This window comes from Nocardia sp. NPDC059154, from assembly GCF_042755705.1.
GTDB lineage: Bacteria > Actinomycetota > Actinomycetes > Mycobacteriales > Mycobacteriaceae > Nocardia.
Window position 1 is genome coordinate 1 of sequence record NZ_JBHZCS010000050.1, and the last position, 14,754, is coordinate 14,754.

At 64.6% G+C, this 14,754-nt stretch carries 14 protein-coding genes; 10 read left to right on the top strand and 4 right to left on the bottom strand.

Annotated elements, in window-relative coordinates:
* Positions 1 to 1,092 precede the first annotated feature (1,092 nt).
* The gene (locus tag ACFXN1_RS34260; protein ID WP_379439358.1) at positions 1,093 to 4,998 is read right to left on the bottom strand and encodes a hypothetical protein; all 3,906 of its coding nucleotides are present in this window, start codon (positions 4,996 to 4,998) and stop codon (positions 1,093 to 1,095) included.
* 36 nt (positions 4,999 to 5,034) lie between these two features.
* Between ACFXN1_RS34260 and ACFXN1_RS34265 the strand changes: the two genes are divergently transcribed.
* From ACFXN1_RS34265 to ACFXN1_RS34285, 5 genes are all read left to right on the top strand, one after another.
* Positions 5,035 to 5,634: a DUF2690 domain-containing protein gene (locus tag ACFXN1_RS34265; RefSeq protein WP_379439357.1), complete on the top strand. Its 600-nt coding sequence runs from the start codon at positions 5,035 to 5,037 to the stop codon at positions 5,632 to 5,634.
* Positions 5,635 to 5,730: 96 nt separating this feature from the next.
* The gene (locus ACFXN1_RS34270) at positions 5,731 to 6,789 is read left to right on the top strand and encodes an ATP-grasp domain-containing protein (protein WP_379439356.1); all 1,059 of its coding nucleotides are present in this window, start codon (positions 5,731 to 5,733) and stop codon (positions 6,787 to 6,789) included.
* A 3-nt stretch (positions 6,790 to 6,792) separates the two neighbouring features.
* Positions 6,793 to 7,701: a threonine/serine dehydratase gene (locus tag ACFXN1_RS34275; protein WP_379439355.1), complete on the top strand. Its 909-nt coding sequence runs from the start codon at positions 6,793 to 6,795 to the stop codon at positions 7,699 to 7,701.
* Positions 7,698 to 8,330 (top strand): C39 family peptidase, encoded by a 633-nt coding sequence (locus ACFXN1_RS34280; RefSeq protein WP_379439354.1) that lies wholly within the window; start codon positions 7,698 to 7,700, stop codon positions 8,328 to 8,330. Before ACFXN1_RS34275 ends, ACFXN1_RS34280 begins: the two co-directional genes overlap by 4 nt.
* A 119-nt stretch (positions 8,331 to 8,449) precedes the next feature.
* Positions 8,450 to 9,076: a M15 family metallopeptidase gene (locus tag ACFXN1_RS34285; protein WP_379439353.1), complete on the top strand. Its 627-nt coding sequence runs from the start codon at positions 8,450 to 8,452 to the stop codon at positions 9,074 to 9,076.
* Between the two features lie 35 nt (positions 9,077 to 9,111).
* Here the strand turns inward: ACFXN1_RS34285 and murF are convergent, their stop codons facing one another.
* Positions 9,112 to 10,590 (bottom strand): UDP-N-acetylmuramoyl-tripeptide--D-alanyl-D-alanine ligase, encoded by a 1,479-nt coding sequence (murF, locus tag ACFXN1_RS34290; RefSeq protein WP_379439351.1) that lies wholly within the window; start codon positions 10,588 to 10,590, stop codon positions 9,112 to 9,114.
* A 204-nt stretch (positions 10,591 to 10,794) separates the two neighbouring features.
* Here murF and ACFXN1_RS34295 point away from each other — a divergent pair, with 204 nt between their 5' ends.
* The 5 genes from ACFXN1_RS34295 (at position 10,795) to ACFXN1_RS34315 (ending at position 13,911) form a co-directional block, all read left to right on the top strand.
* Positions 10,795 to 10,956 carry a hypothetical protein gene (locus tag ACFXN1_RS34295; RefSeq protein ID WP_379439349.1) on the top strand — a complete coding sequence of 54 codons (162 nt, stop codon included), beginning with the start codon at positions 10,795 to 10,797 and terminating at the stop codon, positions 10,954 to 10,956.
* A 233-nt stretch (positions 10,957 to 11,189) separates the two neighbouring features.
* Positions 11,190 to 11,423: a hypothetical protein gene (locus ACFXN1_RS34300; protein ID WP_379439348.1), complete on the top strand. Its 234-nt coding sequence runs from the start codon at positions 11,190 to 11,192 to the stop codon at positions 11,421 to 11,423.
* A 28-nt stretch (positions 11,424 to 11,451) separates the two neighbouring features.
* A complete protein-coding gene (locus tag ACFXN1_RS34305) occupies positions 11,452 to 11,973 on the top strand; it encodes a hypothetical protein (protein ID WP_379439346.1) in 522 nt (173 codons plus the stop codon).
* Positions 11,970 to 13,004, top strand: coding sequence for a UvrD-helicase domain-containing protein (locus tag ACFXN1_RS34310; RefSeq protein WP_379439345.1), 1,035 nt, complete (start codon positions 11,970 to 11,972; stop codon positions 13,002 to 13,004). The genes ACFXN1_RS34305 and ACFXN1_RS34310 overlap by 4 nt, the downstream gene beginning before the upstream one ends.
* Complete coding sequence (locus tag ACFXN1_RS34315; RefSeq protein WP_379439343.1) at positions 12,949 to 13,911, top strand: 3'-5' exonuclease; 963 nt, start codon at positions 12,949 to 12,951, stop codon at positions 13,909 to 13,911. Before ACFXN1_RS34310 ends, ACFXN1_RS34315 begins: the two co-directional genes overlap by 56 nt.
* 167 nt (positions 13,912 to 14,078) lie before the next feature.
* Here the strand turns inward: ACFXN1_RS34315 and ACFXN1_RS34320 are convergent, their stop codons facing one another.
* Together ACFXN1_RS34320 and ACFXN1_RS34325 are read right to left on the bottom strand one after the other, a co-directional pair.
* Positions 14,079 to 14,450, bottom strand: a complete 372-nt coding sequence (locus ACFXN1_RS34320; protein WP_379439342.1) for a hypothetical protein — start codon at positions 14,448 to 14,450, stop codon at positions 14,079 to 14,081.
* A complete protein-coding gene (locus tag ACFXN1_RS34325) occupies positions 14,444 to 14,698 on the bottom strand; it encodes a hypothetical protein (protein WP_379439340.1) in 255 nt (84 codons plus the stop codon). Before ACFXN1_RS34325 ends, ACFXN1_RS34320 begins: the two co-directional genes overlap by 7 nt.
* Positions 14,699 to 14,754 lie beyond the last annotated feature (56 nt).

Sequence of the window (14,754 nt, forward strand, 5' to 3'; positions counted from 1 at the left end):
CGGACACGGCGCTGGACCTGAACTTCCCGCCCTGTTACCTCGACTTCGCCGACACAGCTTGACAACGACTCCAGCAGCCAAACTTCCCGGCATTGACCCAAGGCCCACGTCCAGCACGTCCTCACCGCCATCGCCGTGAACATCGAACGCCTCAGCGCGGGACAGCTACCCGACGAGTCTTCCCCATCCAGGCCACCGACAGCCTTCCAAAACTTCCTGGACCAGAACGGAATTCACCGACAGCGGTCCTGGCGGGCACTCAACAGCTGATCTTGAAACTCACAAGATCACCGACAGAGTCAAGCTAGGACTCGCGTCCCGTAGGCGATCCCGCGTTCGTTCGTGTCGTACGTGGCAGCGTGACGTAGGCGCCCCACTCATCTCCTTCAATGCCCTCGCTGGGCATCGCCTCGCACCCCGGAGGTTGCATCGGAGAACCTTGGACTCCGACGCAGGGCACGACACCGGTTTCAGCGGTCGTTTCCGGTGGATGGGAACTTGCATCGACTGGAGATTGGGATTCAGGCAATCCAGCAATTCCGCCCTATCACACGGGTCCCTCCGGCACCCCGTCCCCGACCACTGGGCCCGGTCACCGGATTCTCTGGCATGCTGTTGTCCCGTCAGCCTTTCGGCATCAGGTCAGCCATTCGACCCAGGAACCTCCCTTCAAGTCCCTCCCGGCTGAGCCGGGGATACGACACGCCGCTTCGCGGCGCACAAGGATTGTTCGACGATCCAGCGGCCGGCGGTGACCTTGTCGCGGGTGCCGCGGCGGGGAATGTAGCCGGTGATACGTCGTTGCCGCAGTTCGGAATACACGCCGGGGTAGTCGTCCCCTTATCCGCGATCAGGTTCGTGATCCGATGCCTGGGCCGGCCCGCACGCCCGCGCAGGGGTCGGACCCGGTCGAGCAGCGTGGGTAACAGCAGATGGTCATTGACATTCGCGCCCGACAGCGCCACCGCGAGCGGGAATCCGTTCCCGCAGGTCAGCAGGACTTCGGTGCCTGGGTCACGTGGCAGCGGCAGGTATGTCTCCTCGACGGTCGCCATCGTCGTGGTCACAGTGTCCGGAGGTGCTGGGTTGGTCTCACTGGCATGGGTTGATGTACGTGGTTGCGGGAAAGTATTGCTGCCATTCGTCTGTCGAGACGGTCGATGCTGTTGCGGTGCACAGGGTCGCGGTGATTTCGGCTGGGTCGATGTGCCAGGTTCGCAGGGTTCCGTCGAATCCTGCGGCGGTGAGACGAGAGCCGTCGGGGCTGAACGCGACATCGTTGACTCGCCCGGTGTAGGCGTTGAGTGCGGCGTAGGGCTGCGGATCTTGTGGGTGGGTTACATCCCACACCCAGACTTGGTGGTCGCCGATTCCTGCGGCGAGTCGATGACCGGACGGGTCGAAGGTCAGTGACTCGATGGCACCGGAGGGCCCTGTGAGCGTCGCGACAAGGGTGGGTTGTCGGGGGTCGTGGAAGTCCCAGAGTTTGATCGTGCGGTCGTCGCTGCCCGCGGCGAGTAGTCGGCCGGTGCCGAATCTGGCTGCGGTGACCGTAGAACCGAAAATGTGGCGCAGGTCGGCGACGGGAGTTGCCTGCGGGCCGGAGATGTCCCACACGTTGATTCCGTTGGCCGTGCTCGCGGCAAGGAGGCCCCCGTCGGCGCTGATCGTCAGCAGTTGGACCAGGCCGTTGGCGGTCAGGGTCCCCACCGTGCGGGGGTTGGCCGGATCTGTGAAGTCCACGATGGCGATTCGGTTCAGGGAGTCACCGGCTGCGGCTGCATAGGCGTGGTGGCCGTCGTAGGACAGCACGGCAGCGTCGATGACACGGTCGAGAACACGGATGGATGGTGCGAATCGGTGCGGTTGCTCGGGTTCGCTGACATTCCAGGTGTATAGCTCGCCGTCGTTGGTCCCGGCCGCGACGATGTGTCCGTCGCCCGATACCGCGGCTACTCCCGACATCCGGCCACCGCCTTCGAACTGCAGCGGTGGCCGGATCTCACCGATTCCGGCCGGATCGGTGAGATCGAAGCGGTGTACGACGTTGAACTCGCTGTTGACGGGTGCGACCAGCCCGACGGCCGCAACGGAACTGTCCGCGCTGGCGGGGAGGGTGAATACGCGGCCGCCAAGGCTTACGGTGACCGGTCCCGGCATGCTCCATTCACGAATGAAACCGTCTGTGGCGGCGGTGATTACGGTACCTCCGGCATCGAGCACCGAGGTGACCAGGGAGGGTCCCGGAAGAATCTGGGTAGTGGTTCCGGACGCGACATCGAAGAGGCGGACCGAGTTGTCCGAACTGCCCGCGACCAGCGTGGCACCGTTGTCGCGGAAGGCAACCGAGTTGACAAAGCTGGTGAATCCGCCCAGATGAGCTGTGATGGAGGGCGTTTCGGGCCGGGTGACATCGACGAGGGTGCACTCGTTGGCTTGCGATCCGACCGCGAGGTGGGTCGAGGTCGGATCGAATTGCAGGTCGAGGATGCCATCGGTGGGCCGGGGCATCGTCAGAATTCCCGCGGGACTATCGGGCGTGTTGGGAGTCCGGTTCCACAGCTGGACTGTTGCGGCTTCGGTGCCTGTTGCGAGGTATCGCCCGTCGGGGCTGTAGGCGAGGGCTTTGGTCACCGTGGTCGAGTCCGAGATCGGGGGGTGTGCCGCGCCGTCGGGGTCGACGGTCCAGCGCAGCGCGCCTCCCGTTGTCGCGGCAGCGATCTCGTGTCCATCCGGTGACCACGCGAGATCGTAGACCGGACCGGTGATCCCGCTCAGCAATGTCAGGTTGCGTGGATGAGCCGGTCTCGAAACGTCCCACAGCGTCGCTCCGGACACGCCACCGACCGCGAGTGTCTGGCCATCGGGCGCGAAGCTGACCGCATACAGCGCTCCGATCGACGGGGTAAGCATCACCGGTGAATCCCGGCCTGCGTCACCGCGATTGAACAAACGCACAGTGCCATCGGAGTTGCCTACTGCGAGCCAGGTCTTGTCGGTGTTCAGCGCGATCGCAACAGTTCCCGGCACGGTCGGTGTGCGCTGTGGCGTCGGGACTGCGGTGGAGTCCAGTAGCGCCGAGCGGGCTTCCAGGGTTGCCGCGGTATCCCACCCCACCAGCGCCAGCTGCTGAGCCAGGGCAGGATCTCGATCGCGTAGCTGCCCGGACTGGACGGCGGCAAGGCGGGAGAACGCTTCGTTGCGCGCTGTGCGAGCAACCTGTGCAGCGGTGCGCGCGCGGTCGCGGTTGCTCACGGCCTCGACCACGGCCGCTGATGCCACGATAGTCAGGATCGTCAGCAGAACTGCCAACCATTGCAGCACTCGTGCCCGCCGGCGAAGCTGCGCTCGCGAGATCCTGAGCCTGTCCACTGTTTCGTTCAACTCGGCCACACGGCGACGTTCCTTGGCCGCCTGTTCGGCATGAAAAGCCACGTTGGCGGTCAGGAACTGCCGTTCGAGCGGATTGAGTTCGCGCTGGTGGGTTTCGTCGGCGGCCCACGCCGCGAACTCCTCGGTACGGCCGGCGCTGAGCAGGTCCTTGTGCGCGCGCCCGCCGTGCTCCCATTGCAGAGCCTCGCTGGTCAACCGTCGGTGCCGCAGCAGACTGACCCGATCGGTGTCGATCCAGCGCGCGAGTCGCCGCCAGGCCGACAGCAAGGCCTCGTGGCTGGCTTGGACACCGTGATCGCTGATGGTGAGCAGTCGCTGGTCAGCGAACCGGTCGATCGCGGCGTCGACATCGGTGGGGGACAGGTCGTCCCATTGCAGTTCCGAGCGGATCGCGGTCCTGCGTGCGGTCGATTCCTCGGTGACGGCCACGCAGCGCATCAGTATGCGTTTGACTGCCAGCTGTTGGGTGGAGCTCGATGCCGCATACGCGTCCTCGGCGGCCTTCTCGATCGCTCCACGGATCCCGCCGGTTTTGTGATAGTCGCCGTATTTCAAGGTTTTTCGTGGCGGACGCAGGTTGGCCCAGGTCTGTTTGAGCGCGTAGGACAGCAACGGCAATGCGCCCGGTTCGGAATCGGCGTCGGTGACGGCCAGTTCTTCGAGCAGTCGTTGCACCAGCGCTGGATCGACCTGTATGTCGCGCCGCGCCGCAGGTGCTTCGATCACCTGGCACAACTGGTGTCGGTTCATGGGGGTCACGACGATTTGATGGCCGCCGGTCAGTGCGGCGCCCAGAAGGGGTTCGTTGGCGGCATAGCCGAAGTGATCGGCGCGCAAACCGACCACCACTACGGTGCGGGGCCGTCGAGCCCACGCGGACAGTTCGCCGAGAAACTGGCGCCGGTTGTGATCCCAGCGGACGCTGGCTTGGTCGCGTTCACCGGTGTCCGGTGGAGCCAGCGCCCACAACTCTTCGCATTGGTCGACTACCAGAACCACAGCCTCGTCGCTGTCGAGCCGGCATCCGCGGGTCGTATCCGCGAGCGAGGCAAGCGGATCGAGGCCGGGTGTGAGAATGCGGCAGTCGAAACGCGCGGCGAGCCCGGCACGCAGCAGCGAGCTCTTTCCCGCACCGGAGGATCCGACCACGACGACCACGCTGGATTCCGTCGCCGCGGCTAGCCTCGAGCCGACCTGGTCGCACAGTTGCTCTGTGAGCTCGGTGCGGCCGAAGAAGTCCTCGGCGTGTTCGAGCTCGAATGGATCCAGCCCGCGGTACGGGGAGCGGGTCGCTGCTGCCGGCCGTGGAATCCGGCGCACGCGTGCCGCGGCCGCGTGCCACCGCGAAACCTCGTGCGGCGCAATACCTAATGTCAGCAGGACCGGTGTCAGGAACGGAGAGTTCGCGTCGGGTGTCGCTGTTCCGGAGAACCAGCCTTGGATGGTCCCGTACGGGACGACCTGACCTGGTGGTAGGTGAGCGCTGGCAGCTTCAGCCACCTGGCGAACCGACAGTCCGGCTTGCAGCGCGAATGACTTCAGCGTGCTCGCGAACTGTTCACGGCTGGTGATCAGTGCCGGATCGGTCGGAGCGGTGTCCCCCACGGCCATATCTCATTGTGGCACAGGCGATTGGGCCGATTGGATGCTCAGGAATTTGGCCTGACCTGCGCGAAGGTGGGCTGGTCGCCGTTCGATTCGGCGATCGCCTCACGGAGATCGGAGCTCTCGATGTTTTTCGCCGCCACCAATTCCCGCACCGTATCCACGACATCCGCACGGCAGGTGTCCAAGACCGCCATCGCCTTGGCGGCCACCGCGTTCGTCGCGGTGTTCTCCGGCAGCGGCGCCGCCGCGGCCGGCCCTCAGCACAACGGCACCGACCCCGCCGCTACCGGCTGCAACCAGAACGCGTATCTGGCCGCTACCCGAGGCATTCAGACCGAACTCGGTCAGGTCGTGAGCTACGTCGATGTCTACTACTCCAACAGCTGCCAGACCAATTGGATCCGCGTGCGCAGCAACCCCGCCGGTGGTGCTGCGGTCAAGGACATCTGGGCAGACGGACAGGCGGCTTTGCCGACTGAGATCGACTACGGCTCAGGGTCGAGCTACAGCATGCAGGTCTATGCGCCGGGCAGTACCTGCATTCACTTCCAGGTGCATCTGAAGTACCCGAATGGTCAGAACTACGCCGAAACCTACACCGCCGGCGCGAACTCCGAAACCGTCTGCGGATAGACGCAGACAACCGCGTCCTCGGCCGTTTCTCTCGGCGCTTGCGCCCGAAGGCGCTGCCGAAGACCGCAGCCATGACCTGAATCGAAAGGAAAGATCATGCCAAATCCACTGATCCTGCTCGTCGGAGGCCGCAGCACCGAGCACGACGCATCGTTGCACAGCTACCGCCGTGTGCTGACCGAATTACTCGATGCCGCCGATAGATTCGCGGTGCAGGCGGTTGTGCACATCGATCGCAAAGACGGTGCCCGGATCATCACCGGACCGCCCTGGCCCATCACCGAATCCGAGTTCCTCATCCGCCGTTCAGCTCCGCTACGCGAGGCCATCGCCTTTCTTCAAGACGAAGGTTGTTTCACTTTCTCGCTGCTGCACGGCACCGAAGGCGAGGACGGCTGCTGGCAGGGTCTGGCCGAAATCCTCGACATCCGAGGTAGTTTCGGTTCGGTGCTGTCCTCTGCGGTCGGAATGGACAAGCGGATCCAAGCGGTGCTTGCCGACGCGGTGGTGCCGGGTCTGCGGGTTCCGCGGACCGTCGCGATCGATCGTCGACACCGCGTGAGCGGTATCGACGTCGCGGCGGCGGCCTTCGAGGGATCTGCGGTCGTGGTCAAGCCCAACCGCATGGGTGCCTCGCTGCTCACGACTGTGCTCACGGGCTTCGACGGTGCCGCGGTCGAGGATCTGGTGCGCGAGATCCACGAGTTCAGCACCACCGCACTTGTGCAGCAGTACATCTCGGGCACCGAGATCAGCTGCGGGGTTCTCGTGGAGGACGGCCACGCGCGACCGTTGCCGGTCCTGGCCATCGACACACCTGAGCGATTTTTCGGCCATGACCAGAAGCATCGGCACGGAGGGGCTGAGGTCACGGTCAACACCGGTGCCGAGGCCACGCTGGCGCAACGCGCCTCTGTTCGATTGTTCGAGTATCTGGAGCTGTTCGGGTGGGCGCGGTTCGACTACATCGCCGCATCCGATGGCGTGTACTTCCTCGAAGTCAACACCATTCCTGGACTCATGTACGGGAGCCTGTTTCCTCGCATGCTCGCCGAGCACGGGCAAAGCATCCCCGATCTGATCGACCGCTGTATCCAGGTGGGGGCTTCGATGCCCAGTTCCCGCAAACAGTTGCCCTACGAGATCGGGCATTGACCGATGACTACCACGACCATCGCCCCCCGTGTCACGCCCGTGCGCGAGCTGCCCGGCCATGGCTGGCGCAGGCTCACGATCAAAGACGAAACACAGCAGATCTCGGGTGCTTTCAAGTTCCGTGGAGTCGCGCGAAAGATCGCTGCAATGCCACGCAGTGCCACGCTGATCACAGCATCGACGGGCAACCATGGTGCCGCGCTGGCCATCGCGGGACGTCTCGCCGGCCACCGGGTCCAGGTGTTCGTTCCTGAGTCCACCCCCGCTGTGAAGCTCGCCCGCATCATCGACACCGGTGCGCACGTCGACCTCATTGCCGGTTCCTACGACGACGCCGAAGCTGCCGCACGCGAAAAAGCGCGTTCGAGCGGCGCTCACTATGTACCCAGCTTCGACGACCCCGACATTATCGCCGGGCATCAGAGCCTGTTCGCCGAGGCCGAACGACAATGCGGTCGACCCGATTTCGCGTTCGTCCCGATCGGCGGGGGAGGCCTGGTATCAGCGGCACTGACAGCGTGGCCCGACACCACCGTCATCGGCGTCGAGCATGCCAGCGCACCCGCCATGAAGGAATCGCTGCGCTGCGGGTACCGATGGCAAGCCTCACCCGGCCGCAGTTCCGCAGAGGGTCTGCTCGTGCGCTACATCGGCGCGTTGCCGTTCTCTATCTGCCGAGCCGCCGACCTACGCGTGGAACTTGTGACCGATTCCGAGATCGCCGAGACGATTCGACTGCTACACAACACTTTTGGCATCCGAGCCGAGTTCGCTGGAGCCGCCGCATTGACCGTCGCGCTGCGGTTCACGCAACCAGATCTCCACGCATTGTGTGTCGTATCGGGCGGGAACATCGACAACAGTCTGTGGAGCACCCTCATCCGGACTCATGGGGATAGGATCTCGTCGTGACCGTCGCGGACATGGCACTCCCAGTGCCCTACTACTCGCAATGGGAATCCCCGGACCTCGTCGACGCGATCCTCGCCGGCACCATGGCCGCCGCCGACGACCCGCGATGGCCAGACTCGGGTGCCTCGTCGGCCCAGGAGTACCAATTCTGGTCGTGGCGAACCTGCGGTGTCGCGTGCCTGCGCATGGTGCTCGCCTACCGAGATGGCACCGCACCCGACGCGGCATCGGTGATTCGAGACTGCCTCGAGGTCGGTGCCTACATCGTCGACGGCGACTCTGTCCGAGGTCTCATCTACGCACCGTTCAGCGAATACGTGGCTCAGCGATGGGGACTGTCGGCGCAGGTCGAGCCCTCGCTGACACTGCAGCACGTGAGGCAGGCGGTCGCTGCTGGCCGTCCGACGATGCTCTCGGTCCACCCGTCGATCCGCCGTCCGTCGGAAAAGCCCGGAGGCAAAGGCGGGCACTTGGTCCTGGCTGTCGGTGCCAGCGCAACTGGCCTGATCATCCACAATCCCTCCGGTCTGCCGAATCGATCGCAGCAATTCGCCACGGTCGATTTCGACGCCTTCGAGGACTACTTCGCCGGGCGCGGGATCGTCATCGATCCCACCCTCGCTCACTGACTGTCTCACCGCTTCGACCCGTCACCGACTTGCCGGGCCGACCGACTACGTCGCTGATGTGCGTGTCCATAGCCGCGCACAGCCGACGGGTTGTATCCGCACCCGAACGGAGCTCCATCATGTGCAAAAACGCTCTTGTTGCCTTGCCAACGGCACTCTGTGATGCTCGATATTTCCTTCACGGGCATCCGGGGGCCCGTTCAGTCTGTCTGGCTGCGCCGGAAATGGCGCGACGGCTCGGGATGGCCGCCGAACACATTGCACGCTTGAGCCGGCCACGCCGCCGCTACGGACTGCTCGTCTGGGACGCCTATCGCGCGCCCGAGACCCAGAAGGCGATCTTCCTCGACTACGCAACCCGCATCAGCCAGCAACAAGGTGTCACCCTCGACGAAGCAGCCCGGCAGGCCGCTACCTATGTCTCCCCGCCCGATACGGTGTTCCCCCACGGAACCGGCGGCGCGGTCGATCTGACCGTGACGATCGACGGCGAACCCGCCTTCATGGGAACAGATTTCGATGAATTCGCGGCCCATTCAGCCGCGGACTGGTACTTCCGCCACCCACCGTCGACTCCCGAGCACCACCTCGCGCAACAATCGCGGTCGCTGTTGCATTTCGTGATGACCTCAGCAGGGTTCGTGCCCTATCCCGAGGAATGGTGGCACTTCGAATGGGGCACACAACGGTGGGCAGCCACGACAGGCTCACCGGCAGTACTCGAGCAGGTCCACCAGGTGGCGTAATCTCAGCGACCGGCTCCGGCCACCGGACCGATCAATCACTTCTCTGGTACCGGAGCGGTCGCGCGACCGTGATCGTCCACAAGCGATTCTGCGATGCGCCACAGCGCGAACGACTTCGACGCCTTCACCAACACGACATCGCCTTCGTCCAACTCCTGTCGTAGAAGATCAAGCGCCGCATCAATGTCCGCCACTGCGTACGCACTGGTGCCTACGATTCTGATGCCACCGAGCACGGCATGTGCCTGCTCGCCGACGGCGACGACACGGTCAATGCCCAGATCCGCGGCAAGCCCTCCGATCAGCTCATGTTCGACGTGACTGGAGGACCCGAGCTCGCCCATCGGCCCGAGGACCGCCCAGCTACGCGGGCGCCCCACCGCCATTGCGGCCAGACTGTGCAACGCAGCACCGGTGGATTCCGGGTTGGCGTTGTAGGCATCGTTGATGATCGTGACTCCATCGGAACGAGTGCACACCTGCATCCGCCGTACCGATCGTGAGCTGGCATGCGACAACCGATCGGCGATCTCGTCGACACCCGCGCCCAGTTGCATCGCGGCTGCAGCTACCGCCACGGCGTTGTCGACATGATGTTCGCCGTGTAACTGCAAACGCACCATCGCAGCCCCGTCAGGCGTTGCGAGCCGAAAACTGGCGCGGGCGTTCTCATCGAGAGCGATATCGACGGCACGTACGTCGGCGTGCTCGCTTCGCCCGGCGTAAACGACCGTGGCAGAGGTCCGCGACGCCATTGCCCGCACCAGCGGATCGTCGGCATTGAGAACGGCCACACCATCTGCGGTCAGCGCTTCGACCAGCTCTCCTTTCGTCGCAGCGATCTGCTCGCGGGAACCGAACTCCGCCAGATGCGCGCTACCGACGTTGAGTACGAGGCCGATTCGGGGCGGTGCTGTCTTGCACAGAGCCGCGATGTGTCCCGGGCCTCGCGCAGACAGCTCCGCCACGAGAAACCTCGTGGCGTCCTCGGCACGAAGCACTGTCCACGGATGGCCCAGCTCGTTGTTGAACGATCCGGGGGGTGCGACAGTGGAGCCCATCGGGTCGAGAACCTGGCCCATCAAGTCCTTGGTGGAGGTTTTCCCCGACGAGCCGGTGATTCCCACGACAACGAGTCCACGAGCAGTCAATCGCCCCGCCACCGCGCGGGCGAGCTTCTCGAGTGCTGCCAAGACGGCGGCGCCGGCGCCATCCTTGTCCCCGGTGAGCGCTACCGAGCGGGTGTGCGTTCGAGCAGGGTCAACCGGCGGTACGACAATGGCGGGAGCATTCACCGGCCTGGCTGCCAAAACTGCAACCGCGCCTGCGGCTGCGGCGGCATCGGCGAAATCGTGCCCGTCGACCTGCTCACCTGGCAGCGCGGCGAACAGGCCCCCTCGAGTGACCTGCCGCGAGTCGAACTCCACTGTGCCGGTGACGAACTCGTCGTCGTTTGCGCCGTACAGGCGGCCACCCACCACAGCAGCGACGTCGGCCAGCCGCATCGGTATCATCCCGGATCTCTCCTTGGCTTGGAGGGCTCTGAGCCACGGACTCGACACTCCTGGCGTGCTCCAAGATGTCCGTGACGCGGCATGCAATGAGACGGTTTCAGCTTGCCCATCGGTCAGCCAGCTATCTCGAGACGGTAGTCGAGCATCAGGACCGGTCCAACCTTCGCGGCGTGGCCTGCGGAGTGTCGCCCGCATTCTGGTTCGATGGGCTACGACGAGGACGTCTCGGAATCGCCGCCAGCACAACGTCCGTGGATTATTACTCTCGCCTTTTCCTGGACCGAACACCTGCGCCGCGGCCGTGCGACCGAATGTTTTGCTCAACAACATGATTCATGCACCGATCGTGATGTCAACTTTAGTTGACGCGACTGTTAAGAGCTGCGCGACCAAGCAAGCATCGCGTCGGCCCACCGCTCGGCGTCGAAAAGTTGGGTGTTGCTCAGGCCGGTTACCTCGCGCAACGCGTGCGGATATGCCTGGTCGTAAATGCGATTCATGGCTGTCGCCATTTCGGGAGCCAACAGCATCCACTCGGCACAGATGCTTGTCGGGGTCCACATTATCGCGTCCAGCTCTTCGATTGCATCGAGGAGTCCGTGCCCGCGCAGCCCGCGCCAGAGCGACGCGCATTCCTGAGCCGACGTACCGTACGACGATGGACGGTCGACGACCAAGAGTGGCCGCGGCAGCTGCTGTGGCACCTCGACGCCGTCCTACCCACCGGCGGGATGCCGTTCGCGGAGATCTATGACCCCACCATCGGCACCGTCGCTGCACGCATCGACGCCACGGTGGCGGACGCCCGCCACACGCGAAGGCTCGGAAGATGAAACGCCACCAGGTGACCGATGGGCCCGGATGCGATCCACGCAAACCATACGGTTCTTCGGGCCGCGAGCGCCCGCGACTGTATGGCAAGCGATCGACAAGAACCCTTTCGACGGAATCGATCGTTACGACAGCCTCGACGACCTGTCCGACACGATGCCCCCCGCCGACTGCGAGCGGTGGCGAGAGCACCTGCAGGCGTCGACCGTCTTCTTTTCCTGGCCATTGGATTTGGACTTGTCCCTGCTGCGCGCCTACCGGGACCACTACATCCGCCTCGAAGGCTCCGAGACCGGTCCTCGTGAGACCGACGCCCGCGCTGCGATGCTCGGTGTGGCCGGAGCCCGCAGCGACTACTGGAACCCCGTAGACCAGAACAAGAACGACGAGCGCCAAGACGAGCTGCGCTGGCATCGATACTTGTTCAAGACCCGCTCCAAACCCAGCACGCATCTGCGCGCGCTGGCCACGGTGCCCGCGGCCGAGCTCGCTGAGCCACCGAGCCCGCTGGCGGAATTGATCACGCTGATCGCGCAGGAGATCGCGCTGTGAACATCCCTGCCGCCGATTCCTCACCCGCGCACTCGGATACCCGCGCGAGCGCGGGACTCGCCGACCCGCAGTCATGGCGCCCGATCGGCATCGACGACCTCGAGCCCGCGGCGTGGGAGGCGTTGCGCAGCACCACGTCCTGCGCGGTCATTGCCGGGCCCGGCTCGGGCAAAACCGAGTTCCTGGCCCAGCATGCCGCCTACCTGCTGCAGACCAAGTTGTGCCCAGCGCCACGGCGTATCTTGGCGATCTCGTTCAAGCGCGACGCCGCGGCCAACCTCGGCCTTCGGGTACGAGATCGTCTCGGCGAGCTCGGAAGTCGTTTCGAATCCATGACCTTCGATACCTTCACCCGCTCGCTGGTGGATCGTTTCGGGGCGATGCTGCCGCCGGCATGGGCACTGCGGGGCGACTACCAGCTCAACTACTTCACCGTCGCCCAGCAACGGGACTTCGTGCAAACACTGGCCACGGCAACAACCACAGAGCCGATGCGCACGAAGTTGTTCGCCCTGCCTCAGGCCCGATTTCTGACAGAAGTCCTCGGGGCCTATCCGCTGCCAGAGCACCCTCCCACCGAGACCGGCATCCCCGCCGAGTATGCCGCCCTGTCCTGGTGGCGGGAGCACTACCTGGGGCATGCCGCACAGCTGGTGGACTTCACCATGCTGAATCGGCTTGCGGAACTGCTCGTGCGGACATCACCGCACATCCGTCGAGCACTCACCGCGACCTACCCTTATGTGTTCGTCGACGAGTTCCAGGACACCACCTACGCCCAATACTCTTTTCTGACATCGGTGTTCGGCAGTGGTCCCGTCGTCACTGCCGTGGGCGACCGCAAGCAGCGGATTATGGGGTGGGCCGGCGCGCTCGAGGACGCGTTCACAGAATTCCGGGCAGACTTCGAGGCGTCGCCGTTCAGACTGACATGGAACCATCGCTCAACCCCGGTGACTGGCGCTGCAGCACGCGGTGGCAGTGCGCCTCGACCCCGAATCCGCACCGGCAGAATCGAAAGCGGTCGCTGACGTCGTCGGCGACCCGGTCCAAATCTGGACCTTCCCGAACCTCGACCGCGAAGCACAGATCATCGCGGAATGGATCGCCAACGAGACCTCGGAGGCGAGGCGGTCACCGGGGCGCTACATCATCGTTGTACGGCAACAGGTTGCCGAGTTCGAACAGCGATTCCGTACCGCTTTCGCCCAGCACGGAATCGGCCTGCGCAACGACGCTGCGAAGGTGATCGGTGAACTGAGCGTGCAGGACCTGCTCAAGAATCCGATTGCTCAGCTCCTGACCGGAATTATGCAGTTGGCGACCGCGGGTGGGCAGCCGGCGGTATGGACCGAGGTGTGCGGTCAGGTCTTGCGTGTTCACGGCGTCAGCTCTCGCGAGGACCTGGCCGGGCGCGTGGTGATCGACGAACTCAGTGCGTTCGTCGCAGAGCTGCGGTCCTGGCTTCGGCTCAACCCGCCCACCGTCGACAACGCCGGTAGCGCAATTGTTCACATTGCGGAGTTCCTCGATGCCGATCGGATCCACCGTCAACTCGCTGCGCATCAGCAGGCCGGGGAAGTCCGCGAGCTGCTCGAAGCTGTCGCGCTCCGATTGGGCCAGTGCGCCGAGAGCGCCGATTCGTGGATCACCGCGGTGCGCGCCTACCCGGCAGCCGACGCGGTCGGACTCATGACCGTGCACAAGAGCAATAGACTAGAATATCACACGGTGTTCTTCGTCGGTCTCGACGACAAACAATGGTGGTCGTACAAGAAGGATCCCGAGGAGTCCACGGCCGCGTTCTTCGTCGGCTTGTCCCGCGCGGCTCAACGTACGATCTTCGCCTCGTGCACTGAACGCGGGGCCCGCACCGACATCGAGGACCTCTACGGTGTCCTCCGCCATGCTGCAGTGCCGGAAATCGAGTGGCAGTAGCGGGCCGGCCGCAGGCCCAGCAACGTGCACCTGGCTGCGGGATGTGGGGGACACCGGAGGGTAGGTCAGCGGGCTTCGGCGGTGTCCGTAGCAGGTGTCCGTAGCGGCCCGACACCTCCGGAGCAGCCCGAACCTGACGTGTTATCCGCCGTTGTGGCAGCGAGGTTCTATCGATCCGGCGAGAACACGGTGTCCGGTGCTACCAGACCGACAAGAGTACCCACGACTTGGCGCAGCGTCGATTCGCTGACCACTCCGATGCGGTCCTGCAGCCAGGGCCGGTACATCGGTGTGATGCGGTATACGACGGCCGAGAGGCCCGGAAGGGGGTCGAGGTCGGAGAACGGGACCGCGAGGCCGGGCATCTTGGGTGCCAACTCGACTGGCACCGCGAGCGCAGTCGGCAGGATCGCGTTCACGGCGGTGCGCGACAGCACCAGGATCCGGTCCGCGCCCAAGGCTGACGGTTTCTCACGACCGGCGATCGTCGGCAGGTAGTGCCATACCTCGCCGTGGGCAGGCGCCGCCGCGGTTACCACGCGGCGCCGTCAGCGCGGATCGCTTCGGCCATCGCGGCCCGCTCGGCCTCCGCCTGTGCGAAGTGCTCAGCGGTGTCGCGTCCTTGGGCCCGCTCATAGTCGGCCGCGATCCGTGCCGCGCCGGCAAGCAGTTTGTCCCGCAACGCCGCTTCGGCAAACGCCGAGAAGGTGATCCCCAACTCGGCAGCAACCTGTTTGGACTGCTCAAGCACAGTACCATCCAAACTCAGCGACGTATTAGCTTTCATAATAGAGATCGTAACAGCACGCCGAGCATCGATCAGGGTCTTTGTCTCGGCTGCAG